Genomic DNA, 20,437 nt, shown 5'->3' on the forward strand with positions numbered 1-20,437 from the left:
GTGAGTCTGATTGTGCCCAATGTGATCGTCCCCCTGCTGGTGTTCGTAGTCCTGTTTCTGGTCGGCACCATGGCCAAGGCACTGCCCCTGCACCACATGATGTAAATTTGTGTGAAATTAAAATCTGCCGGGGCGGGTCTTATCCATATCGCCTTACTTAGCCCCGGGAGTTTTTCATGTTGATCAAGCGTCGTGCCGCTCACCCCCTCACCGAACAGGATGTCACCCCGGAAGCCGTCTATCAGGATCGCCGCCTTATTCTCAAGGGGCTGGGTCTGGGCGCTGCCACCCTGGCTTTTCCCACCCAGGCCGGTGTGCTCGATTTGCTGCGTGGTAAAGAGGATGCTCCCCAGTTAGCCACCAAGCCGCTCAACAGCAAACCTGCGGAGCGGCCAGCCAATCTGGTGCTGACTCCGGAAGAGAAGGCCACCAGTTACAACAACTTTTATGAGCTCGGCACCGACAAGTCCGACCCGGCTCGCAACGCCCATTACCTCAAGCCCGAACCCTGGACCCTCAAGGTGGAAGGGGAGGTGGCCAAGCCCTTTACTCTCGACGTGTGGGATCTGATCAACAAGAGCGAGCTGGGGGAGCGGATCTACCGGCTGCGCTGCGTCGAAGCCTGGTCCATGGTGCTGCCCTGGAACGGCATCTCGCTGGCGGAGCTCATTCGCCGCGCCGAGCCCACCAGTCGCGCCAAGTTTGTTGCCTTCGAGACTCTGTTTGATCCGAAACAGTTGCCGGGGCAGGCCTCGAGTCTGGGGGGCGGTATCGAGTATCCCTACGTGGAGGGGCTGCGTATCGACGAGGCGATGAATCCGCTCTCTTTCCTGGCGATGGGGCTCTACGGCAAGACTCTGCCTGCCCAGAATGGCGCGCCGATCCGGCTAGTGGTGCCGTGGAAGTATGGCTTCAAGAGCATCAAGAGCATCGTCTCGATCCGGTTGGTGGAGGAGATGCCGCCCACCACCTGGAACCTGTTGGCCTCCAACGAATATGGCTTCTACGCCAACGTCAATCCGCAGGTGGATCACCCGCGCTGGAGTCAGGCCAGCGAGCGCTTTATCGGCGAGGGCGGGCTGTTTGGCGCCAAGCGTCAGCCGACCCTGATGTTCAACGGCTATGGCGATGAAGTCGCCTCGCTCTATCAGGGGATGGATCTGCGCCAATGGTACTGAGATTGAAACCGGCCCATATCAGCGGCTTGCGGGCGCTGGTGCATCTGGGCTCCCTCGGCTTTTTGCTCTGGCTGGGGTTGGCGATTCCGGCGGGCCTGCTGGGGGGCGATCCGGTGCCCGAGCTTATCCACTACCTCGGCAAGGGGGCCCTCAACCTGCTGCTGCTCACCCTGCTGGTGTCGCCGCTGGCCAAGCGCTGGCGGCAGGGGCAGCTCATCAAGCTGCGCCGCCCCCTCGGGCTCTGGTGTTTTGCCTGGGCGCTGCTCCACTTCATGGCGTGGCTGGGGCTGGATCTGCAGTTTGACTGGGGCCTGATTGGCGGCGAGCTGGTCAAGCGCAGCCATATAGTGGTGGGGATGGTGGCACTGTTGCTGCTGGCCGCCCTCAGCATCACCTCGCTGCCCGCATTGCAGCGCAGAATGGGGGCCGTGTGGCAGAAGTTGCACAACTGGGTCTATGCCATCGCCCTGCTGGTGCCGGTGCACTACTGGTGGTCGCTCAAGAGCGGTTGGGGGGAGCCTCTTGTCTACCTGCTGCTGGCCTGTGCCCTGCTCTGGCCGAGGAAAGATAAGCTGCTGCGCCCATGGCGGGGACGCTGGAATACAAAAGAGGCCTAATCGGCCTCTTGTTGTTTGATCTCGCCGGTGTAGGCATCGATGATGAGATGCACCTTCTGATCCTGGCGATTGAGGGTTTTGACCTCGAATTTGTCCCCTTCCAGCTCCACTTCCCGAATGTCGTGATACCCTTGCGCCAGCAGGAGTTTGACCAGTCCGGCCATGTCGAGACGGCTCTGGGCCGTCCAGCTTGTGGTACTCAACAGACAAAGGATCAGCAGGAAACTGCGCGGGATCATATTCATTCCGGATTCATGGCTGGCAGACTATAAACGCCATTATGTTAGGTTTTTGGAGATGAATCATCCATGAATAGAGCGCTCCCTCTGCTCGGGTTATTGCTGCCGGTGCTGGCACAGGCGGTCACGCCTGATGAAGCCATGCTGCAGCAAGCTGTCCATGAGGGACGGGTTCGGCCATTCCATGAAATGATGGAGGTGGCGGCCAGATTGCCGGTGCGGGTGTTGCGGGTAGATCTGGGGGAAGAGGATGGTATCTGGCTCTATGAACTACGAGTTATCGACCGAGCAAATAGCGTGATCAAGGTGGCCTATCGGGCCGATAACCTTGAGCTGGTGTGGGCCAAGGGCCACCATCTGGAGCGGCTGTTCGAGCCGCCCAAGCCATCGGTCGAGGATGATGAATAACCTCTGTTTGGAAGCCTGTTGATGCGAATTCTGATTGTTGAAGACGAAAAAACGCTGGCGGGGCAGTTGGCTGAACAGCTGCGGCTCTCCGGCTTTGTCACCGACCTTTGCCACAATGGCAACGACGCCGGTTTTCTCGGTGAGACCGAGCCCTATGATGCCATTATTCTCGATCTCGGCTTGCCGGGGCGCGATGGCCTGAGCGTGCTGAAAGAGTGGCGCAGCAAGGGTATCGACACGCCGGTGCTGGTACTGACCGCGCGTGGCCAGTTGCACGAGAAGATCGAGGGGCTTAACGCCGGTGCCGATGACTACCTCACCAAACCGTTCCAGGTGGCCGAGCTGGTGGCGCGGGTTCAGGCGCTGGTGCGGCGGGCGGCGGGCAACGCCAGCTCCATTCTGGAGATCGGCGGGGTGCGCCTCGACATGGCGGCGTCCCAGGTGTGGTACGAAGGGACCCCCATCAAGCTGACCGCTCACGAGTTCCGGGTGCTGGGTTACCTGATGCAACACAGGGGCAAGGTGGTGTCGCGCAGCGAGCTGATCGACCACATCTACGCCCAGGATTTTGACCGTGATTCCAACACCGTCGAGGTGTTCATCGGCCGGATCCGCAAGAAGACCCATGCCGATTTGATCGAAACGGTGCGCGGCCTCGGGTACCGGATCAACGAATGAGGCTGGTGAGAACCCTGCGGGGGCGACTGGTCGCCATTGCTCTGGTGTGGTGCGGGCTGTTTCTGTTCGCCACCGGCTTCAGTCTGCAGACCATGATGCGCAACTACTGGCAGGAGGCGGAGGCCGACGGCCTGCGTCTGCAGGTTTATGATCTGCTCGCCCGGATCGAGGTGCAGCATGATGGCTTGCCCGTGGTCACCGAGGCGATGACCGACCCTCGCTTTAACCAGCCCTACTCAGGCTACTACTGGCAGCTGGAGCTGGGCCACGATGTGGTGGGGCGCTCCCGCTCCCTGTGGGATACCAATTTGAAAACCGAGGGGCTCAAATCCGCCTTCGGTGATCCGGATCTGTTTGTCGGCAAGGGGCCCAATCGCGAGCCCTTGCTGGTGATGACCCGTACCGTGCTGCTGCCAGGTTCCGATCGGGTGTTCACCCTGGTGATGGCCAAGGATAGCAGTGCCCTGACGCTGACCCTCAGCAAAACCCGTATCAGTCTGTTCCTTGGCCTCGGCTTTGCTGCCGCCGGTCTGGTGCTCGGCTTTATGTTCCAGATCCTCTATGGCTTGCGGCCATTACATCTGCTGCGCCGCGAGCTGGGCTATGTCCATCAGGGTCATCAGGAGGGGTTCCGGCTACGCTACCCGCTGGAGATCCAGCCGCTGGTGGAGGATATCAACCGGCTGCTGCACCACTATAGCGAGCTGCTGCAACGGGCCCGCTCCCACACCGGCAATCTGGCCCACGCCCTCAAGACGCCGCTCAGCATCATGCGCAATCAGGTGGCCCAGTTGCCGCCGGAAGATCAGGCCGCCATCGGCGAACAGCTCGACCAGATCCAGCGTCATATTGATTACCACCTCGGTAAGGCGCGGGTCACCGGTGCCGCCAAAATCCTCGGGGTCTCTACGCCGGTGCGGGCGCGGGTGGAGTACATCTGCCGCGCCTTCTCCCGCCTCTATCCGGACAAGGTGGTGGATCTGCAGGTGCCCGCCAATCTGGCGGTCGGGGTGGAGGAGCAGGACTTTGACGAGATGGTGGGTAACGTGCTGGAAAACGCCTTCAAATGGTCGGCCACTCAGCTGCGCATCTCCAGCGCCGAGCTGGGGGGCTGGATCACCTTGCGCATTGAAGATGACGGTCCCGGCATGAGCGAGGATCAGATCGCCAAGGCGGTGTTGCGCGGAGTACGCCTCGACGAGAAGGTGCCGGGCTCCGGATTGGGTCTTAATATTGTCTCCGATCTGGCAGAAGCCTATCGGGGCAGTTTCATCATGGGCCGCGCCGAACTGGGCGGTCTGGCTGCCTCCCTCTCGTTGCCCAAGGTGGCAAGAGTCGAGAGCTAGGCATAACATATGGCATTTGTTTTAGCCTGAGGAAGAGAAGTATGACCGACGATCCGTGGGCACTGTGTCACCTTGACGATTCATTTGATGCCTCTGTACTGGGGGTCAAGGGCGCCCAGATCCAGTGGTTTGAAGACAGGGATGGCCTGATCGCGTTCCTGCTGGAAGACTTTATCGACCTGCTGGCCGATGTGGGCGAGCTGGAGGAAGATCAGACCGAACAGGCGCGGGAGCGCTTCACCCTGCTGGTGGAGCAGAGCTTCGACGATCGCACCCTGATGGATGCCATCAACGATCTCGCCTCCGGCCTGCGCCGCATCGCCTGGATGGGGCCGCTCTCGGAGCTGGCCGAGATCAGCGATGAGTTCGCCTCTGGCCTGCGCCGCTACTTCTGGAGCCAATACGACGGGGATGAAGATGACCCGGATGCCTGGGTGCCGGAAGAGCTGTGGCCGCAACTGGTGGAGTGCGCGCAGGAGTATATGGAAGAGGGGGATTTTTAAATCCTTCCCGACCATGTCTGCGCTTTGGCAGACAGATACAGATAGGAAAACGGCGCCTTCGGGCGCCGTTTTTATTGCGAGAGGTCAATCTTGGCCGCTGGCATCGTTCGGTTCCTCACGCGGTTTTTCTCGACAGCTGTTAGCCCCCTCGCAAAACCCCACAAGATTCGTTGATATAGTGAGCAGTGAGCCACAACGGAGTGTCGCTGATGAGCCCTTTCTCACTGCTGTGTGTCGCCGCCAACGTGCAACTGCTGGCCGAATTTGAACAGGAGCTGGCGCCGCTGCTCGGCCATTTTGCGCTGGTGGTGGTGGTCGGGCAGGAGTCGGCGGAATTGGCCCTCGACGAGCTGGATCGCAAGGGGCAGCCGCCCGCTGTGGTGGTGTGTGACAGCGATCTGGGGGATGGGCGAGGGGCCGATTTTCTGATCCGCCTCGGCAACCGCCACGAGACGTGCCGCAAGATCCTGCTGGGCAGCCAGCCAGAGATGAAATCGATCATCGAAGCGGTCAACCTCGGTCGTCTCGACTACTACCTGCAACGTCCCTGGCGCGATGGCAGCATGCGCCGGGCGGTGATCGAGCAGGCCAGCCACTTTGTGCTGCTCCAACCCGAGGCTGACCTGCTGAGCTATGCCGCTGTGCTCGACAACCAGAAGCTGCTGCGGGCCCACGTCGATCGCCAGCTGGCGGCCTATCGGCAGGGTTTTATGGATTACACCCACTACAGCGATGAAGAGCTGTCGCGGGTGGTGATCGACGGCCTCTACCAGTTTTTTGATGGCAACGACGAGGCGCGGGTCTGCCGCCACTACAGTCCGGGCCATGTGCTGACCCGCGAGGGGGAGCCCAACAGCTTCCTCTGGTTCATCGCCAAGGGAGAGGTGGTGCTGCGCAAGCGGGATGAGCAGGGGATCGATCAGGAGGTGGTGCACTACCGCACCGGCTCGCTGGTGGGGGGCATGTCCTTCGTCACCGGCGAACCCGCCTTCACCACCGCAGTGACCCTGACCGGCGCCGAGGTGATCAAGCTCGACAAGCTGCAATTCTCCCGGGTGATGCAGGCGCGCAGCGAACTGCTCCCCTCCTTTACCAACCTGCTGCTGCGCCACTTCAACCGCCGCCTGCAAAACAGCATCCGCACCGAGATGCGGTTGCAGCAGACCCTCAACTCCCTCGATGCCGCCCATGCCCAGCTGGTGGAGAGCGAAAAGATGGCGATGCTGGGCCAGCTGGTGGCGGGTGTCGCCCACGAGCTGAACAATCCGGTAGCGGCCATTATCCGTGGTAGCGAGACCCTGCGCGCCGCCATCCCCGATCTGGTCAATCTCGAGCTGCCGGCCCCTATCAAGACGTTGGGCAATCAGACCCTCTGTCAGGCGCTGACCACCCAGCCGGTCTCGACCAGCGAGATCCGTGACAAGACCCGGCAGGCGGAGGGGCGCTTTGGCGATCGTCAGCAGGCGCGGCAGGCGGTGCAGATGAATCTGGATGACGAGCTGAGCTGGCAGCGCTGGTTTGCCGGTCGTACCGCCGCCGAGCGGGCGGCGCTGCTCGCCCGGCTGGAGCTGTTCCAGCAGACCGGCAGCTTCTTGCGCAATATCGAGGTGTGCGCCCGCCGCATCGGCGATCTGGTCAAGAGCCTCAAGCAGTACGCGCGGCAGGATCGGGCCGAACCCTCGCTGGTGGACCTGCACGAGGGGCTGGAAGATACCCTGATGATTTTCGAGAACCGCCTTAAACACCATGAGCTCTGCAAGGAGTACCAGCCGCTGCCGCTGGTGCGCTGTCACCCCGTCGCCCTGCAGCAGGTGTGGACCAACCTGATCGCCAACAGTCTGGATGCCATGAGCGGCCCGGGGCGGCTCACCATTCGCACCGGATTGCTGGATCCCGAGTGGGCCATGGTGGAGATCGAGGATAGCGGTTGCGGCATCGAACCCGAGCTATGGCAGCGGATCTTCGATCTCAACTTCACCACCAAGCGGGAGGGCCATTTTGGCCTCGGGATTGGCCTGAGCGTTTCGCTGCAGATAGTGCAGCAGCATCATGGCCGGATCGAGGTGGCCTCCGAGCCGGGCCGTTATACCCGGATGCGGGTCTGTTTGCCGCTGGACGGCATGGGGCAGGCCAGTTATGGAGGCGATCCCCGCCACAAGGAGCATGCGGCCTGAGCCGTCGCCAGCATCAATCGCGCGGCGTGCCAAACCATGTCGCCAAGGAGGAGCAATGAACAAACACTATCTGATCCTGTGTGTTGACGATGAGCGGGAGGTGCTGGATGCGGTGATCCACGATCTCGCCCCGTTCCGTTCCCACTTTGAGCTGGAGGCTGCCGAGAGCGTCGATGAGGCGCGAGCGGTGGTGGAGGAGTGGGAGAGTGACGGCAACAAGCTGGCGCTGATCCTCTGTGACCACATCATGCCGGGGACCCTGGGGGTCGATTTTCTGGTGGAGCTGAACCAGCGCGCCAGCACCCGTGCCAGCCGCAAGTTGCTGCTGACCGGGCAAGCGGGGCTGGAGGCCACCGTCGAAGCGGTCAATCGCGGCGGCTTGCACTACTACCTTGCCAAGCCGTGGCAGCTGGAGACGCTGCAAGAGGCGGTGCGCGAACAGCTGACCGACTACCTGCTGGCGGAAGATGGCGACAACGCCTTCCACTATGCGCCGCTGCTTAATCAGGCGCGGCTGTTTGCCGCCATCCACGATCACCCGTTCGACCAATAGGGGCAGTTGGGCTTTCGCGGTGGCAGTTGTATACTGTCTACATATACAGTATTGCAGGTAGCCACCGATGCGACTCTTTATTGCCGAGAAGCCCACCCTGGGCCGCGCCATTGCCGATGCCCTGCCCAAGCCCCACAAGAAGGGCGACGGCTTTATCGAAACAGCCCAGGGGGATGTGGTCACCTGGTGTATCGGCCATCTGCTGGAGCAGGCCGAACCCGATGCCTATGACGCCGCCTTCAAGCAGTGGCGGATGGAGCACCTCCCCATCGTCCCCGCCCAGTGGCTGCTGGTGGCCAAACCCAAGACCAAAACCCAGCTCACCGTCATCAAGCGGCTGATCAAGCAGGCGGACTGTGTGGTCAACGCCGGTGACCCAGACCGGGAAGGGCAGCTGCTGGTGGACGAGGTGATCGATTTTCTCGGCTACCCGAAAACCAAACCGGTGCAGCGCTGCCTGATCAGCGATCTCAACCCCCCCGCGGTGCGCCGCGCCCTCGACAAGCTGCGTGACAACAAGGAGTTCGTGCCGCTGGCGGTCTCCGCGCTGGCCCGCAGTCGGGCCGACTGGCTCTATGGCATCAACATGACGCGTGCCTACACCCTGCTCGGGCGCAAAGCCGGTTGCAGCGAGCTGCTCTCGGTCGGTCGGGTGCAGACCCCGCTGCTGGGGCTGGTAGTGCGGCGGGATCTCGAGATCGAGGCCTTCGTGCCCAAACCCTTCTACGAGGTGTTGGCTCATCTGCTGACCGACGGCAACGAACGTTTCACCGCCAAGTGGCTGCCATCGGAAGCCTGTCTGCCGTGGCAGGATGAGGAGGGGCGGGTGCTCAACCGGGCGCTGGCCGACAAGGTGGTGAACCGGATCAACGGCCAGCCCGCAGAGGTCGAGTCGGTGGAGGAGCAGGCCCGCAAGCAGGGAGCGCCGCTGCCCTACAACCTCTCCAGCTTGCAGATCGATGCCGCCAAGCGGTTCGGCATGGATGCCAAGCGGGTGCTCGACATCTGCCAGAGCCTCTACGAGCGCCACAAGCTCATCACCTATCCGCGCTCCGACAGTCGCTATCTGCCGAGCGATCACTTCAAGCGGGTCGAGCAGGTGCGCGGCGCTATTGCCGCCACCGCGCCCACTCTGGCCAGGGCGGTGGCCGAGGCAGATGGCAAGATCCGCAGCAAGGCGTGGAACGACAGCAAGGTGGATGCTCACCACGCCATCATCCCCACCGAGAAGCAGGGCAACCCCGCCACGCTGGGGGCTGACGAGGCGAAGATCTATAGCCTGGTAGCCCGCCAGTACCTGCTGCAGTTCTATCCGCCGTTCGAATACAACGACAGCAAGGTGCTGCTGCGCATCGCCGGTGGCCTGTTTCAGGCCAAGGCGCGGCGCATTCTCAAGGCGGGCTGGAAGGCGCTGCTCGGGGTGGAAGAGGATGACGACGAAGAGAAAGCGGGCACCCTGCCCGCCATGAAAGAGGGGGAGCAACTGCTGTGCGAGCGGGGCGAGCTGCTGGAGAAGATGACCCAGCCACCCAAGTCGTTCACCGATGCTACCCTGCTGGCGGCCATGACCGGCATCGCCCGCTATGTGCAGGATCCCGAGATCCGCAAGACCCTGCGCGACACCGACGGTCTTGGCACCGAAGCGACCCGGGCAGGCATTATCGACCTGCTGTTCAGGCGCTGTTTTCTGGTGCGTCAGGGCAAGAGCATCAAGGCGACCCCGACCGGGCGGGCGCTGGTGCAGGCGCTGCCTGCGACCGCCACCACGCCGGATATGACGGCGCTGTGGGAGCAGCACCTCGGCCAGATCGCCGAGCGCCACGGCAGTTATCAGCAGTTTATGGGGCCGCTCACCGAGCAGCTCAACGGTCTGATCGAAGGGGCGCGGCAGGACTCCGGCGCCAGCTTCAGCGCCCTGCCCAAGGAGGCGCCGGGTGCCAGCAAGCGGCGCTTTACCAAGCGCAAGAGTCCGGCGACCAGCGGCGCTGGTGGGACTCCTCGTAAAAGCACGGGCAAGCGGCCCGCCAGAAGCAAGGCCGCCTGACCGAGTGAGGGTTAGTGCTGGCTGAGTAGTTGATGAGCTGACTGGCTGATGCACAGCAGCCGCCAGCTGAAAAAAGAGAGAGGGGCCATGAGCCCCTCTCTCTTTTTATCGTTGTAATGGCTTGTCACCACTTAGCCGGTGTAGACGTTCTCTTCCGGATAACGGATGCGGGTCTCGACCGGGCGGGCCAGCATAAAGGCCAGGGTCAGCGGGCCGAGACGGCCGCAGATCATCACCAGCACCAGGATCAGCTTGCCCGGCTCGCTCAGGGAGGCGGTGATGCCGGTGGAGAGGCCGACGGTGGCAAATGCCGAGATGGTCTCGAACATGATTTTGTCGAACGGCAGATCCTCGGTCACCATCAGCAGGAACATCGCCAGCATCAGCACCATGGTGCTGACGATGATGATGGCCAGCGAGCGGGTCACAATCTGGGGCGACAGGGTGCGGCCAAAGGCGGTGACATGGGGCCGCTTGGTCAGAAACGCCTTGGTCGCCAGCAGCACTACCGCGAAGGTGGTCACCTTGATGCCACCACCGGTCGAGGTCGCACCGGCACCGATAAACATCAGCATCATCAGGAACAGCAGGGCCGCCGGAGTCATCAGCCCGATATCTATGGTATTGAAACCGGCAGTACGGGCGCTGGCAGATTGGAAGAAGGCCGCCAGCAGCTGGCCACCGAACCCGGCGTTGCCGAGGGTGCCCGGGTTGTTGTGCTCCAGCAGCCAGAACATCAGGGTACCGACCAGCAACAGGGCCGGGGTCATCAGCAGCATCAGTTTGCTGTGCAGCTTTAGCTTGCGCCAACTGCGGTTGCGTACCAGATCGACGATGACGGTGAAACCAATCCCCCCCAGGATCAGCAGACCGGCGATGGTCAGGCTGATGACCGGGTCATCTCTATAGTCGATGAGATTGTTGGCAAACAGCGAAAAACCAGCGTTGTTGAAGGCCGATACCGCATGGAAGAAGCTGACGTAGAGACCGTGCACCCAGCCCATCTCCGGCACCCAGCGGATCGCCATGATACCGGTGCCGATCAGCTGGGCAATAAAGGCAAACAGCACGATGCGTTTGACCAGCTGGATGATGTTGACCGAGCCCTCCTGCCCCAGCGCCTCTTTGGCCAGTACCTGCTGGCGCAGACCGACCCGCTTGCTGAAGATGGCGATCAGCAGCAGGGTCATGGTCATCTGACCCAGCCCGCCAATCTCCATCAGTATCAGCAGGAAAATCTGCCCCTGCAGGGTGAAGGCGGTGCCGGTGTCCACCACGCCAAGCCCGGTCACGCTGATGGCCGAGGTGGCGGTAAACAGGGCGTTGACGAAGGTGACCTCGCCATTGTGGCTGGAGGGTTGCACCAGAAAGATGGTGCCAACCAGCAGAATGATCAGGAAGCTGCCGAGGATCAGCCGAGCCTCGCTCCAGCGGGAGTCGCGCTCCCGATGAAGGGCAAAGGCGTAGCTGCTGCGCCAATTGATCATAGGGTTTCGAGCCAGCGGTCGATGGCGTGCTTGTTACCTGCAAGAATCAGGATGTCACCCAGTTGCAGCGCCATCTTGCCGGTCAGCACGTTGTGCAACACCTCACCGCGCTTGATGGCGAGCAGTTGGAAGTCGCTCTGTTGCAACAGGTGGAGGTCACCGAGCGCCTTGCCGTTTTGTGGCAGGCCGATGACGAACTCGGTCAGCACCATGTCGTGACCCAGCTCCAGGTAGTCGAACAGCCGGTTGTCCAGCATGCTTTGGGCGACCCGGCGGCCCATATCCCACTCAGGGTTGATTACCTTGTCGGCACCGACTTTTTGCAAAATTTTGGCGTGGAATTTGTCGCGCGCCTTGACCCACACCTTCTTTACCCCCGCTTCCTTCAGAACGAGCGTGGTGAGGATGCTGGTCTCCAGGTTGTCACCGATGGCGACGAAGACGATGTCGAAATTGGCCAGACCCAGCTCGGCAACGGTTGCCTCGTCGGTGGCATCCGCCACGATCACATGGTTGCAGAGGGCGGCGATTTGGCGGGTTTTGCTCTCGTCGATGTCGATAGCCAACACTTCGGCATCCTGCCGCTGCAGCTCTTCGCATAGCGCGCTGCCAAACAGACCCAGGCCGATGACGGCAAACTGGTTGTTCATGAGTTCATCCTCAATAGTTGAAGCGGTCTACTCTAACCCACTGTTATTCGCGAGAAAAGATCTCGGGTTTTTCGTCACCGACCAACTTGAGGTAGACTGCGCCCTTGCACCAAGCCGGGATAGACAGATGAAACTGAATGCCAACGCCTCCTTGTTGAAGCTCAACACCCTTGCCCTCGATGCGTACTGCCTCTGGCTGGCCGAGGTGGAGCAGGTTGCCGATCTGGTTACCCTGCGTAGCGATCCCGAGCTGAGTCTGCTCCCCCGTCTGAATCTTGGCGGCGGCAGCAATGTGCTCTTCACCAGCGATTTTCTCGGCCTGGTGGTGCTCAACCGACTCAAGGGAATTGCCGCTGAAGATTGTGGCGATCACTGGCTGCTGCATGTGGCGGCGGGGGAGGATTGGCATCAGCTGGTGCGTCACACCTTGCAGCAGGGGTGGTACGGGCTGGAGAATCTGGCACTTATTCCCGGCACCGTCGGGGCCGCGCCGGTGCAGAACATCGGTGCCTACGGGGTCGAGCTGGCGGACTGCTGCGCTTATGTCGAGGCATTCAACTGGCACAGTGGCGAGGTTGAACGGATTGAGGCTGCCCAGTGCCGCTTCGGTTATCGCGACAGCATCTTCAAGCATGAATATCAGGATTCCCACCTGATCACCGCCGTCGGGTTCAAGCTGCCCAAGGCGTGGCAGCCGGTGTTGGGCTATGGCCCGCTGGCGGCCCTCGGTGACGCGCCTTCGGCGCAGGCCATCTTCGATACCGTCTGTGCCACCCGCATGGCCAAACTGCCGGACCCCGCCGTACTCGGCAATGCTGGCAGTTTCTTCAAAAATCCGCTGGTGCCCGCTGCATTGGCGGAGAATCTCAAGTTGCGCTACCCGCAGATGCCTTGCTATCCGGCCGGGGAGGCTCACGCCAAACTGGCGGCTGGCTGGCTCATCGATCAGTGCGGTCTGAAAGGGTTCGCCATCGGCCGCGCCGCGGTTCATCAGGAGCAGGCGCTGGTGCTGGTCAATCTGGGGGGCGCCAGTGCCATGGAGCTGATCGCGCTGGCGGCTCATGTCCGCGATAGTGTGGAGCAGAAGTTCGGCGTGGTGCTGGAGCACGAGGTGCGCTTCATGGGGCCGCAGGGCGAAACCTGGCTCGATGAGGTGCTCTCATGACCTTGACTCCCATCAGGCAGACCCTGATCACCTTGCTCAGCGACGGTCAGTTTCACTCCGGTGAGCAGCTGGGCGAGCAGCTGGGCATCAGCCGGGCCGCGGTAAGCAAGCACATGGCGGCGCTCAAGGAGCTGGGGCTGGATCTGTTCAGCCTGACCGGCAAGGGCTACCGGCTGGCGGTGCCAATGGCACTCTATGAGCAGGGGACATTGCAGGCGCTGGCCCCCATGGCGCCGGTGCACTGCTTCCCGGTGATCGACTCGACCAACCAGTATTTGCTGGAGCGGGTAAGCCGGTTGCAATCCGGCGAGAGCTGCCTGGCCGAGTGCCAGACTGCCGGTCGTGGTCGTCGTGGCAAGCCATGGGTCTCCCCCTTTGGTTGCCAGCTGATCCTCAGCATGTACTGGCGCTTGGAGCAGGGGATGGCGGCTGCCATGGGCCTGAGTCTGGCGGTCGGGGTGGCTGTGGTTCAGGCATTGGAGTCCCTTGGTTATCAAGGAGTCGAGCTCAAATGGCCGAACGACCTCTATTACCAGGGGCGCAAGCTGGCCGGTATATTGGTGGAGATGAGCGGCAGTGCTGGTGCCAGCTGTCATCTGGTGATTGGGATTGGCCTTAATCTGGCGATGCCAGCCCGCGAGGGGGAGAAGATCGATCAGGCTTGGTCCGAGCTACGTCATATTCAGTCGGAACTGGTGGATCGCAATCAGCTTGCTGCCCGGATGCTCTGCTACCTGCAGCAAGCCTTGGTGGCTTTCGAGCAACACGGGTTGTCGCACTTTGTCGAGGACTGGAACCGGCTCGATCACTTTGCCGGTCGTCCGGTGCGCTTGCTGATGGGGGCGCAAGAGATCCGCGGCATCGCGCGCGGCATCGACGATCGCGGTGCCCTGCGGCTGGAGACTGAGGAGGGGATCAAGTTCTATCTGGGGGGGGAGATTTCCCTGCGCCGGGGTGACTGACTGTTATTGAGGCTGGTTGATGACGGTAAATGGAAGAGGGGGCCTGCGGGCCCCCTCTTTGTTATCCGGCAAACCCTGTCATCATTTGCGCAGTTTGATCTGCTCGATGGCGTGCTCTTGTCCCTTGGTCAGGATCAGGTTGGCACGCTCGCGGGTTGGCAGGATATTTTCCTGCAAGTTCAGGTAGTTGATATCTTTCCAGAGGTTGTTGGCGATCTGGGTTGCCTCACTTTCGGCCAGCTTGGCATAGTGATGAAAGTAAGAGTCGGGATCCGAGAATGCGCCGCTGCGGAACTTGAGGAATCGTTCGATATACCAGGTGCGCAGCAGTTCGGCTTCGGCATCGACATAGATGGAGAAGTCGACAAAATCTGACACAAAGACCCGATGGGGCTCTTGGGGGTAATCCATGCCACTTTGCAGCACGTTCAACCCCTCCAGGATCAGGATATCCGGCTGCTCCACCACCTTCTTCTCATCGGGAATGATGTCGTAGATCAGGTGAGAGTAAACCGGTGCCTCGACCTTCTCGTGACCGGCGCGCAGGTCGGTGACAAACTCCACCAGATGACGGATGTCATAGGACTCCGGGAACCCCTTGCGGCGCATCAGACCGCGCGCTTCCAGCACATGGTTGGGATAGAGGAAACCATCGGTGGTCACCAGCTCCACCCTTGGATGCTCTGGCCAGCGCTCCAGCAGGGCCTGCAAGATGCGGGCTGTGGTGCTTTTGCCCCCCGCCACGCTACCGGCAATGCTGATGATATAGGTGCCCTTGCCACGGGACTGGCCGAGGAACTGTTCCAGCACCCGACTGCGGCGCTGTTTGGCTTTGACATAGAGATTGAGCAGGCGGGAGAGGGGCAGGTAGATCTCTTCCACTTCCCGCAATGACACCTTCTCGTTGATCCCGCGCAGGGTCTGCAGATCGTGTTCGGTCAGGGTCAGGGGAACCGAATCGCGCAATAACGCCCATTGTTCACGGGTAAATTGCAGATAGGGGTTATGCTCTTTCGTCATGGTGTCATCACTGTTTCTTGGGCACGGCGACCATACACCAAGGGGGGGGGAGCGACAAGGGACGTGGCAGGATTGGCGGGGTTGCCGCCATTTTTTTGTTATTTTCCCGGCAATAAAGCATATTTTGCCCAGCTCAGTGGTTGCATCCCCCAAATCCTTACAATAAAATGCGCGACGCTTGAATGTCTGTCGTCTATTTGCCCTGCAAAAGCGATAAAAACAACGGGTGCAAGCAGAATTACCGTTGTGACAATCTGGCATCTGGAGGGGTTCCCGAGTGGCCAAAGGGATCAGACTGTAAATCTGACGGCTCTGCCTTCGAAGGTTCGAATCCTTCTCCCTCCACCATATTTCTCTGCGGTTTGAGTTCTTTGGGTTAGAGAAATGCGGGCATCGTATAATGGCTATTACCTCAGCCTTCCAAGCTGATGATGCGGGTTCGATTCCCGCTGCCCGCTCCAAGATGCTGATATGGCTCAAACGATATCATTGACCACGCCTGCGGGTGAGGTCGGCAGTCGAATCTGCCTGTCAGCTCCAGTCTCTCTTCCTCATCAGATTCAAACCCATCTTATCAACTGTTCTGTGGTTAGCTTGCCACCGCGTACTCAGCGTTAGTTTAGAGGGACGATCATGTCTAAAGAAAAATTTGAGCGTAACAAACCGCACGTAAACGTGGGTACCATCGGCCACGTTGACCACGGTAAAACCACCCTGACTGCAGCTATCACCAGCGTACTGGCCAAGGCCTACGGTGGTAAAGCTTTCGCCTTCGACCAGATCGACAAGGCACCGGAAGAGCGTGAGCGTGGTATCACCATCAACACCTCCCACGTAGAATACGACACCCCGATCCGCCACTACGCACACGTAGATTGCCCGGGCCACGCCGACTACGTTAAGAACATGATCACCGGTGCTGCCCAGATGGACGGCGCAATTCTGGTAGTAGCAGCGACTGACGGCCCGATGCCGCAGACTCGTGAGCACATCCTGCTGGGTCGCCAGGTTGGTATCCCGTACATGATCGTGTTCATGAACAAGTGCGACATGGTAGATGACGAAGAGCTGCTCGAACTGGTCGAGATGGAAGTTCGTGAACTGCTGACTGAATATGACTTCCCGGGTGATGACCTGCCGGTAGTACGTGGTTCCGCGCTGAAAGCGCTGGAAGGCGAAGCTCAGTGGGAAGAGAAGATCATCGAGCTGGCTGGCCACCTGGATACCTACATCCCAGAGCCGGAGCGTGCAATTGACCTGCCGTTCCTGATGCCTATCGAAGACGTATTCTCTATCGCTGGCCGTGGTACTGTTGTTACCGGTCGTGTAGAGCGCGGTATCGTTAAAGTTGGTGAGTCTGTAGAAATCGTTGGTATCAAAGATACCGTGACCACTACCTGTACCGGTGTAGAGATGTTCCGTAAGCTGCTGGACGAAGGTCGTGCAGGCGAGAACGTTGGTGCACTGCTGCGTGGCGTGAAGCGTGAAGACGTAGAGCGTGGTCAGGTACTGGCCAAGCCGGGCTCAATCAAGCCACACACCAAGTTTGAATCTGAAGTGTACGTACTGTCCAAAGAAGAAGGTGGTCGTCATACCCCGTTCTTCAAAGGCTACCGTCCGCAGTTCTACTTCCGTACTACCGACGTGACCGGTACCATCGAACTGCCGGAAGGCGTAGAGATGGTAATGCCAGGCGACAACATCAAAATGGTTGTTACCCTGATTGCGCCGATCGCGATGGACGACGGCCTGCGTTTCGCTATCCGTGAAGGTGGCCGTACCGTAGGTGCTGGTGTTGTAGCTAGCGTAATCGCCTAATCTTTGGCTTACATAAATAAAGCAAAGCCCCTATAATAGGGGCTTTCTTATGTAGGGGTGTAGTTCGAATTGGTAGAACAGCGGTCTCCAAAACCGATGGTTGCGGGTTCGAGTCCTGCCACCCCTGCCATATACCTCGTCTCGTACGGGGCTTTTGTGTCTTAGGTTACGTCAGATACAGGTGGGTTGTATGAGTGTTAGTTCTGAGAGCCAGGGCGGAAGCAAGGATACCCTGCTGTGGGGCCTGGTTTTCATTATCCTGGCGGCCGCTGTAGTGGGTAATTACCTGCTCAACGATGTCATCGCTGCCGTCCGCGCCCTGGGTGTGGTCGTTGTCATTGCTGCTGCTGGTGCAGTAGCCCTGCAAACCACCAAGGGAAAGAACACACTGGCATTTGCCCGTGAGTCTCGCCTGGAAGTCCGCAAGGTCGTATGGCCAACCCGTCAGGAAGCCATTCAGACAACCCTGATTGTGCTGGCGGTGACCGCCGTGATGGGTTTGTTGCTGTTCGTGCTGGACGGTGCCTTGGTATGGTTGGTCAACCTGATTACCGGTGTGTAAGGATAAGCCATGACTGAACAACGTGAACAACGTATGAGATGGTATGTCGTGCAGGCATTCTCCGGCTATGAAGGCCGTGTAGCTAAATCCCTGCGTGAACATATCAAGATGCATGGCATGGAAGACATGTTCGGTGAAGTACTGGTCCCGACTGAAGAAGTGGTCGAGATGCGTGCTGGCCAGAAGCGCAAGAGTGAGCGCAAATTTTTCCCGGGTTATGTCCTGGTCCAGATGTTGATGGATGAAACCACTTGGCACCTGGTACGTAATGTACCCCGTGTAATGGGCTTCATTGGCGGTACTTCTGACCGTCCGGCACCGATCTCTGATAAAGAGGCCGATGCTATCCTCAACCGTCTGCAGGATGCCCAAGACAAGCCGCGTCCGAAAACCCTGTTTGAACCGGGTGAAATGGTGCGGGTTGCTGATGGTCCGTTTGCTGACTTCAACGGTACCGTTGAAGAGGTGGATTATGAGAAGAGCCGCGTGAAGGTTTCTGTACTGATCTTCGGTCGTTCTACTCCTGTTGAGCTGGATTTTGGTCAGGTCGAAAAGGGCTGATTGAATTTCGTACGTTCAACTGTTGTCAGGGGCAGCGAATATCTCTATAATTCGCTGCCCCTTTATTTAGTTGGGGAGCCGTTTGCAGGAGCATGTCTCCGAGGCGCTAGAACCCATATCTGAGGTATTTTTCTAATGGCTAAGAAAGTCACAGCTTATATCAAGCTGCAAGTTAAGGCTGGCAGTGCTAACCCCAGCCCTCCCGTTGGTCCTGCTCTGGGTCAGCACGGTGTGAACATCATGGAATTCTGTAAGGCGTTTAACGCTCGTACAGAGAAGCTGGAAAAAGGTTCACCGACTCCGGTCGTGATCACCGTTTACAGCGACCGTTCCTTCACCTTCGAAACCAAGACTCCGCCTGCTTCCTTCCTGCTGAAGAAAGTTGCCGGTATCAAGTCTGGTTCTGCCAAGCCGAACAAAGACAAGGTTGGTAAGGTGACCGTAGCCCAGCTGCAAGAAATCGCCAAGACCAAAGAGCCGGATATGACCGGTGCCGATCTGGATGCAAAAGTACGTTGCATCGCAGGCTCCGCTCGTTCCATGGGTCTGGTAGTGGAGGATTAAGACAATGGCAAAACTTTCCAAGCGTATGCGCGTTATTCGCGAAAAAGTTGACGGTACCAAAGAGTACTCCATCAACGAAGCCATTGCCCTGCTGAAAGAACTGGCTACTGCCAAGTTCGTTGAAAGCGTTGACGTTGCTGTCAACCTGGGTATCGACGCTCGTAAATCTGACCAGAACGTACGTGGTGCTACTGTACTGCCGCACGGTACCGGTCGTGATGTACGCGTTGCCGTATTTACCCAAGGCGCCAACGCCGAAGCTGCTAAAGCAGCCGGTGCTGAGCTGGTAGGTATGGAAGACCTGGCCGATCTGGTTAAGAAAGGCGAGATGAACTTCGACGTCGTTATCGCATCCCCGGATGCAATGCGTGTTGTTGGTCAACTGGGTCAGATCCTGGGCCCGCGCGGCCTGATGCCGAACCCGAAAGTTGGTACTGTAACTCCTAACGTTGCTGAAGCGGTCAAGAACGCTAAAGCTGGTCAGGTTCGTTACCGTAATGACAAGAATGGTATCATCCATACCACTCTGGGTAAGGTTTCTTTCAACGAAAGTCAGCTGAAAGAAAACTTGGAAGCTCTGCTGGTTGCCCTGAAAAAAGGCAAACCTTCTTCCGCCAAAGGTGTATTCATCAAGAAAGTCAGCATCTCCACCACCATGGGTGCCGGTGTTGCTGTAGATCAAGCGACTCTGGAAGCTAAGATCTAATTGATGGATTTTACAAGGCGCAAAATTTAATCTATAATTTTGCGCCTTGATTGGTTGGGGGTTTCGACCTCCGTCCAAGACCGCAGGTGGCGTTAAACGCCTTAATTTTTCCTGCGTAGACGGTGCCGGAAACCCAGCGAGAAAGATTCTTTCTCTTCTGGAATCCTGCTACCGCATCGTTCCCCTCTGTTGTAAAGGTAGGGGGGATGTGTCAGTACTGAGTCATGAGACTCAGATTCAATCCAGGAGTTATGCCAATGGCATTGGGACTCGAAGACAAAAAGGCAATTGTTGCTGAAGTCAACGAAGCTGCCAAAGGCGCTCTGTCTGCAGTAATCGCCGATACTCGCGGTGTTACTGTTGATAAGATGACCGTCCTGCGTAAAACCGCTCGCGAAGCCGGTGTGTATATGCGCGTAGTGCGTAACACCCTGCTGCGTCGTGCAGTTGAAGGCACCGATTACGCGTGCCTGAACGACGTATTGACTGGTCCTACCTTGATTGCATTCTCTAACGAACACCCGGGCGCTGCTGCTCGTCTGTTCAAAGATTTTGCCAAAGCGAACCCTAAGTTCGAAATCAAGGCTGGCGCTTTTAACGGTGAGTTTATCGCCGCAGCACAAATTGATCGTCTGGCCACGCTGCCGACCTACAACGAAGCAATTGCGAAGTTGATGGCGACTATGAAAGAAGCCTCTGCTGGCAAGCTGGTTCGTACCATCGCTGCTGTGCGTGATCAGAAACAAGCTGCTGCTTGATTCTCGCCTATTTAGGCTGTTTGAGTTTATTCAACATCAGGAATTTTTGTCATGTCTATCACTAAAGACCAAATCATCGAAGCCGTTGCTTCCATGTCTGTAATGGAAGTTGTTGAGCTGATCGAAGCTATGGAAGAGAAGTTCGGTGTTTCTGCCGCTGTTGCTGTTGCTGCCGGTCCGGCTGCTGAAGCAGTAGAAGAGAAGACCGAGTTCGACGTAGTACTGACCGCTGCTGGCGCCAACAAAGTTGCCGTTATCAAAGCTGTACGTGCTGCCACCGGCCTGGGCCTGAAAGAAGCCAAGGACCTGGTAGAAGCTGCACCGACCAACCTGAAAGAAGCCATCTCCAAAGATGAAGCTGAAGCTCTGAAGAAGCAGCTTGAAGAAGCTGGTGCTTCTGTTGAGATCAAATAATCTGCATTTATGTAGATTAGCCTGATAAAA

The 20,437-nt window shown here is 58.9% G+C and carries 22 protein-coding genes and 3 tRNA genes; 21 read left to right on the forward strand and 4 right to left on the reverse strand.

Annotated features, from left to right (window positions below; translation table 11 throughout):
• Positions 1–176 precede the first annotated feature (176 nt).
• On the forward strand, positions 177–1,178 hold the full coding sequence (gene msrP / locus ACY8FN_RS04825) for a protein-methionine-sulfoxide reductase catalytic subunit MsrP (protein ID WP_463099371.1): 1,002 nt from the start codon (positions 177–179) through the stop codon (positions 1,176–1,178).
• Positions 1,169–1,795: a protein-methionine-sulfoxide reductase heme-binding subunit MsrQ gene (locus ACY8FN_RS04830; RefSeq protein WP_463099372.1), complete on the forward strand. Its 627-nt coding sequence runs from the start codon at positions 1,169–1,171 to the stop codon at positions 1,793–1,795. The genes msrP and ACY8FN_RS04830 overlap by 10 nt, the downstream gene beginning before the upstream one ends.
• On the opposite strand, the gene ACY8FN_RS04835 is transcribed toward ACY8FN_RS04830, so the two are convergent.
• The gene (locus ACY8FN_RS04835; protein WP_463099373.1) at positions 1,792–2,040 is read right to left on the reverse strand and encodes a PepSY domain-containing protein; all 249 of its coding nucleotides are present in this window, start codon (positions 2,038–2,040) and stop codon (positions 1,792–1,794) included. The genes ACY8FN_RS04830 and ACY8FN_RS04835 overlap by 4 nt on opposite strands.
• Positions 2,041–2,103: 63 nt before the next feature.
• Between ACY8FN_RS04835 and ACY8FN_RS04840 the strand changes: the two genes are divergently transcribed.
• The 7 genes from ACY8FN_RS04840 to ACY8FN_RS04870 all read left to right on the forward strand — a co-directional run bounded on the left by ACY8FN_RS04840 (position 2,104) and on the right by ACY8FN_RS04870 (position 9,740).
• The gene (locus ACY8FN_RS04840; protein WP_463099374.1) at positions 2,104–2,442 is read left to right on the forward strand and encodes a PepSY domain-containing protein; all 339 of its coding nucleotides are present in this window, start codon (positions 2,104–2,106) and stop codon (positions 2,440–2,442) included.
• Between the two features lie 21 nt (positions 2,443–2,463).
• Positions 2,464–3,120, forward strand: coding sequence for an AHA_4052 family stress response regulator transcription factor (locus ACY8FN_RS04845; RefSeq protein ID WP_042017947.1), 657 nt, complete (start codon positions 2,464–2,466; stop codon positions 3,118–3,120).
• Positions 3,117–4,466: a sensor histidine kinase gene (locus ACY8FN_RS04850; protein WP_463099375.1), complete on the forward strand. Its 1,350-nt coding sequence runs from the start codon at positions 3,117–3,119 to the stop codon at positions 4,464–4,466. Before ACY8FN_RS04845 ends, ACY8FN_RS04850 begins: the two co-directional genes overlap by 4 nt.
• 41 nt (positions 4,467–4,507) lie before the next feature.
• Entirely contained in the window at positions 4,508–4,969 is a 462-nt protein-coding gene (locus ACY8FN_RS04855; protein WP_463099376.1) for a hypothetical protein, read from the forward strand.
• Between the two features lie 209 nt (positions 4,970–5,178).
• Positions 5,179–7,143: an ATP-binding protein gene (locus ACY8FN_RS04860; RefSeq protein ID WP_463099377.1), complete on the forward strand. Its 1,965-nt coding sequence runs from the start codon at positions 5,179–5,181 to the stop codon at positions 7,141–7,143.
• A gap of 55 nt (positions 7,144–7,198) precedes the next feature.
• Positions 7,199–7,696: a response regulator gene (locus ACY8FN_RS04865; protein ID WP_463099378.1), complete on the forward strand. Its 498-nt coding sequence runs from the start codon at positions 7,199–7,201 to the stop codon at positions 7,694–7,696.
• Between the two features lie 67 nt (positions 7,697–7,763).
• Positions 7,764–9,740, forward strand: coding sequence for a DNA topoisomerase III (locus tag ACY8FN_RS04870; protein WP_463099379.1), 1,977 nt, complete (start codon positions 7,764–7,766; stop codon positions 9,738–9,740).
• A 131-nt stretch (positions 9,741–9,871) separates the two neighbouring features.
• On the opposite strand, the gene ACY8FN_RS04875 is transcribed toward ACY8FN_RS04870, so the two are convergent.
• On the reverse strand, positions 9,872–11,227 hold the full coding sequence (locus ACY8FN_RS04875) for a TrkH family potassium uptake protein (RefSeq protein ID WP_463099380.1): 1,356 nt from the start codon (positions 11,225–11,227) through the stop codon (positions 9,872–9,874).
• Entirely contained in the window at positions 11,224–11,877 is a 654-nt protein-coding gene (locus ACY8FN_RS04880; protein WP_042017933.1) for a potassium channel family protein, read from the reverse strand. Before ACY8FN_RS04880 ends, ACY8FN_RS04875 begins: the two co-directional genes overlap by 4 nt.
• A 127-nt stretch (positions 11,878–12,004) precedes the next feature.
• Here ACY8FN_RS04880 and murB point away from each other — a divergent pair, with 127 nt between their 5' ends.
• Together murB and birA are read left to right on the forward strand one after the other, a co-directional pair.
• On the forward strand, positions 12,005–13,042 hold the full coding sequence (gene murB / locus ACY8FN_RS04885) for a UDP-N-acetylmuramate dehydrogenase (protein ID WP_463099381.1): 1,038 nt from the start codon (positions 12,005–12,007) through the stop codon (positions 13,040–13,042).
• On the forward strand, positions 13,039–14,004 hold the full coding sequence (gene birA, locus ACY8FN_RS04890; RefSeq protein ID WP_463099382.1) for a bifunctional biotin--[acetyl-CoA-carboxylase] ligase/biotin operon repressor BirA: 966 nt from the start codon (positions 13,039–13,041) through the stop codon (positions 14,002–14,004). The genes murB and birA overlap by 4 nt, the downstream gene beginning before the upstream one ends.
• 81 nt (positions 14,005–14,085) lie before the next feature.
• On the opposite strand, the gene coaA is transcribed toward birA, so the two are convergent.
• The gene (coaA, locus tag ACY8FN_RS04895; RefSeq protein ID WP_101323387.1) at positions 14,086–15,024 is read right to left on the reverse strand and encodes a type I pantothenate kinase; all 939 of its coding nucleotides are present in this window, start codon (positions 15,022–15,024) and stop codon (positions 14,086–14,088) included.
• 263 nt (positions 15,025–15,287) lie between these two features.
• Between coaA and ACY8FN_RS04900 the strand changes: the two genes are divergently transcribed.
• The 10 genes from ACY8FN_RS04900 (at position 15,288) to rplL (ending at position 20,407) form a co-directional block, all read left to right on the forward strand.
• Positions 15,288–15,372 (forward strand) — tRNA-Tyr (locus ACY8FN_RS04900).
• 38 nt (positions 15,373–15,410) lie between these two features.
• Positions 15,411–15,485 (forward strand) — tRNA-Gly (locus ACY8FN_RS04905).
• Positions 15,486–15,657: 172 nt separating this feature from the next.
• Complete coding sequence (gene tuf, locus ACY8FN_RS04910) at positions 15,658–16,842, forward strand: elongation factor Tu (protein WP_068978300.1); 1,185 nt, start codon at positions 15,658–15,660, stop codon at positions 16,840–16,842.
• Between the two features lie 53 nt (positions 16,843–16,895).
• Positions 16,896–16,972 (forward strand) — tRNA-Trp (locus ACY8FN_RS04915).
• Between the two features lie 60 nt (positions 16,973–17,032).
• Positions 17,033–17,404, forward strand: a complete 372-nt coding sequence (secE, locus tag ACY8FN_RS04920) for a preprotein translocase subunit SecE (protein ID WP_042019322.1) — start codon at positions 17,033–17,035, stop codon at positions 17,402–17,404.
• A gap of 9 nt (positions 17,405–17,413) precedes the next feature.
• The gene (gene nusG, locus ACY8FN_RS04925; RefSeq protein ID WP_042019321.1) at positions 17,414–17,965 is read left to right on the forward strand and encodes a transcription termination/antitermination protein NusG; all 552 of its coding nucleotides are present in this window, start codon (positions 17,414–17,416) and stop codon (positions 17,963–17,965) included.
• Between the two features lie 135 nt (positions 17,966–18,100).
• Entirely contained in the window at positions 18,101–18,529 is a 429-nt protein-coding gene (gene rplK / locus ACY8FN_RS04930) for a 50S ribosomal protein L11 (protein ID WP_042019319.1), read from the forward strand.
• A gap of 4 nt (positions 18,530–18,533) precedes the next feature.
• Entirely contained in the window at positions 18,534–19,235 is a 702-nt protein-coding gene (gene rplA, locus ACY8FN_RS04935; RefSeq protein ID WP_042019318.1) for a 50S ribosomal protein L1, read from the forward strand.
• A gap of 257 nt (positions 19,236–19,492) precedes the next feature.
• The gene (gene rplJ, locus ACY8FN_RS04940; RefSeq protein ID WP_042019317.1) at positions 19,493–19,993 is read left to right on the forward strand and encodes a 50S ribosomal protein L10; all 501 of its coding nucleotides are present in this window, start codon (positions 19,493–19,495) and stop codon (positions 19,991–19,993) included.
• A gap of 51 nt (positions 19,994–20,044) precedes the next feature.
• Positions 20,045–20,407, forward strand: coding sequence for a 50S ribosomal protein L7/L12 (gene rplL, locus ACY8FN_RS04945; RefSeq protein ID WP_042019315.1), 363 nt, complete (start codon positions 20,045–20,047; stop codon positions 20,405–20,407).
• Positions 20,408–20,437 lie beyond the last annotated feature (30 nt).

The sequence above is a fragment of the Aeromonas sp. 160P genome (assembly GCF_055193095.1).

Excerpts from the sequence above, each read along its gene's own strand:
- msrP (WP_463099371.1), top strand. The coding sequence starts at position 177 with ATGTTGATCAAGCGTCGTGCCGCTCACCCCCTCACCGAACAGGATGTC.
- ACY8FN_RS04830 (WP_463099372.1), top strand. The coding sequence starts at position 1,169 with ATGGTACTGAGATTGAAACCGGCCCATATCAGCGGCTTGCGGGCGCTG.
- ACY8FN_RS04835 (WP_463099373.1), bottom strand. The coding sequence starts at position 2,040 with ATGAATATGATCCCGCGCAGTTTCCTGCTGATCCTTTGTCTGTTGAGT.
- ACY8FN_RS04840 (WP_463099374.1), top strand. The coding sequence starts at position 2,104 with ATGAATAGAGCGCTCCCTCTGCTCGGGTTATTGCTGCCGGTGCTGGCA.
- ACY8FN_RS04845 (WP_042017947.1), top strand. The coding sequence starts at position 2,464 with ATGCGAATTCTGATTGTTGAAGACGAAAAAACGCTGGCGGGGCAGTTG.
- ACY8FN_RS04850 (WP_463099375.1), top strand. The coding sequence starts at position 3,117 with ATGAGGCTGGTGAGAACCCTGCGGGGGCGACTGGTCGCCATTGCTCTG.
- ACY8FN_RS04855 (WP_463099376.1), top strand. The coding sequence starts at position 4,508 with ATGACCGACGATCCGTGGGCACTGTGTCACCTTGACGATTCATTTGAT.
- ACY8FN_RS04860 (WP_463099377.1), top strand. The coding sequence starts at position 5,179 with ATGAGCCCTTTCTCACTGCTGTGTGTCGCCGCCAACGTGCAACTGCTG.
- ACY8FN_RS04865 (WP_463099378.1), top strand. The coding sequence starts at position 7,199 with ATGAACAAACACTATCTGATCCTGTGTGTTGACGATGAGCGGGAGGTG.
- ACY8FN_RS04870 (WP_463099379.1), top strand. The coding sequence starts at position 7,764 with ATGCGACTCTTTATTGCCGAGAAGCCCACCCTGGGCCGCGCCATTGCC.
- ACY8FN_RS04875 (WP_463099380.1), bottom strand. The coding sequence starts at position 11,227 with ATGATCAATTGGCGCAGCAGCTACGCCTTTGCCCTTCATCGGGAGCGC.
- ACY8FN_RS04880 (WP_042017933.1), bottom strand. The coding sequence starts at position 11,877 with ATGAACAACCAGTTTGCCGTCATCGGCCTGGGTCTGTTTGGCAGCGCG.
- murB (WP_463099381.1), top strand. The coding sequence starts at position 12,005 with ATGAAACTGAATGCCAACGCCTCCTTGTTGAAGCTCAACACCCTTGCC.
- birA (WP_463099382.1), top strand. The coding sequence starts at position 13,039 with ATGACCTTGACTCCCATCAGGCAGACCCTGATCACCTTGCTCAGCGAC.
- coaA (WP_101323387.1), bottom strand. The coding sequence starts at position 15,024 with ATGACGAAAGAGCATAACCCCTATCTGCAATTTACCCGTGAACAATGG.
- tuf (WP_068978300.1), top strand. The coding sequence starts at position 15,658 with ATGTCTAAAGAAAAATTTGAGCGTAACAAACCGCACGTAAACGTGGGT.
- secE (WP_042019322.1), top strand. The coding sequence starts at position 17,033 with ATGAGTGTTAGTTCTGAGAGCCAGGGCGGAAGCAAGGATACCCTGCTG.
- nusG (WP_042019321.1), top strand. The coding sequence starts at position 17,414 with ATGACTGAACAACGTGAACAACGTATGAGATGGTATGTCGTGCAGGCA.
- rplK (WP_042019319.1), top strand. The coding sequence starts at position 18,101 with ATGGCTAAGAAAGTCACAGCTTATATCAAGCTGCAAGTTAAGGCTGGC.
- rplA (WP_042019318.1), top strand. The coding sequence starts at position 18,534 with ATGGCAAAACTTTCCAAGCGTATGCGCGTTATTCGCGAAAAAGTTGAC.
- rplJ (WP_042019317.1), top strand. The coding sequence starts at position 19,493 with ATGGCATTGGGACTCGAAGACAAAAAGGCAATTGTTGCTGAAGTCAAC.
- rplL (WP_042019315.1), top strand. The coding sequence starts at position 20,045 with ATGTCTATCACTAAAGACCAAATCATCGAAGCCGTTGCTTCCATGTCT.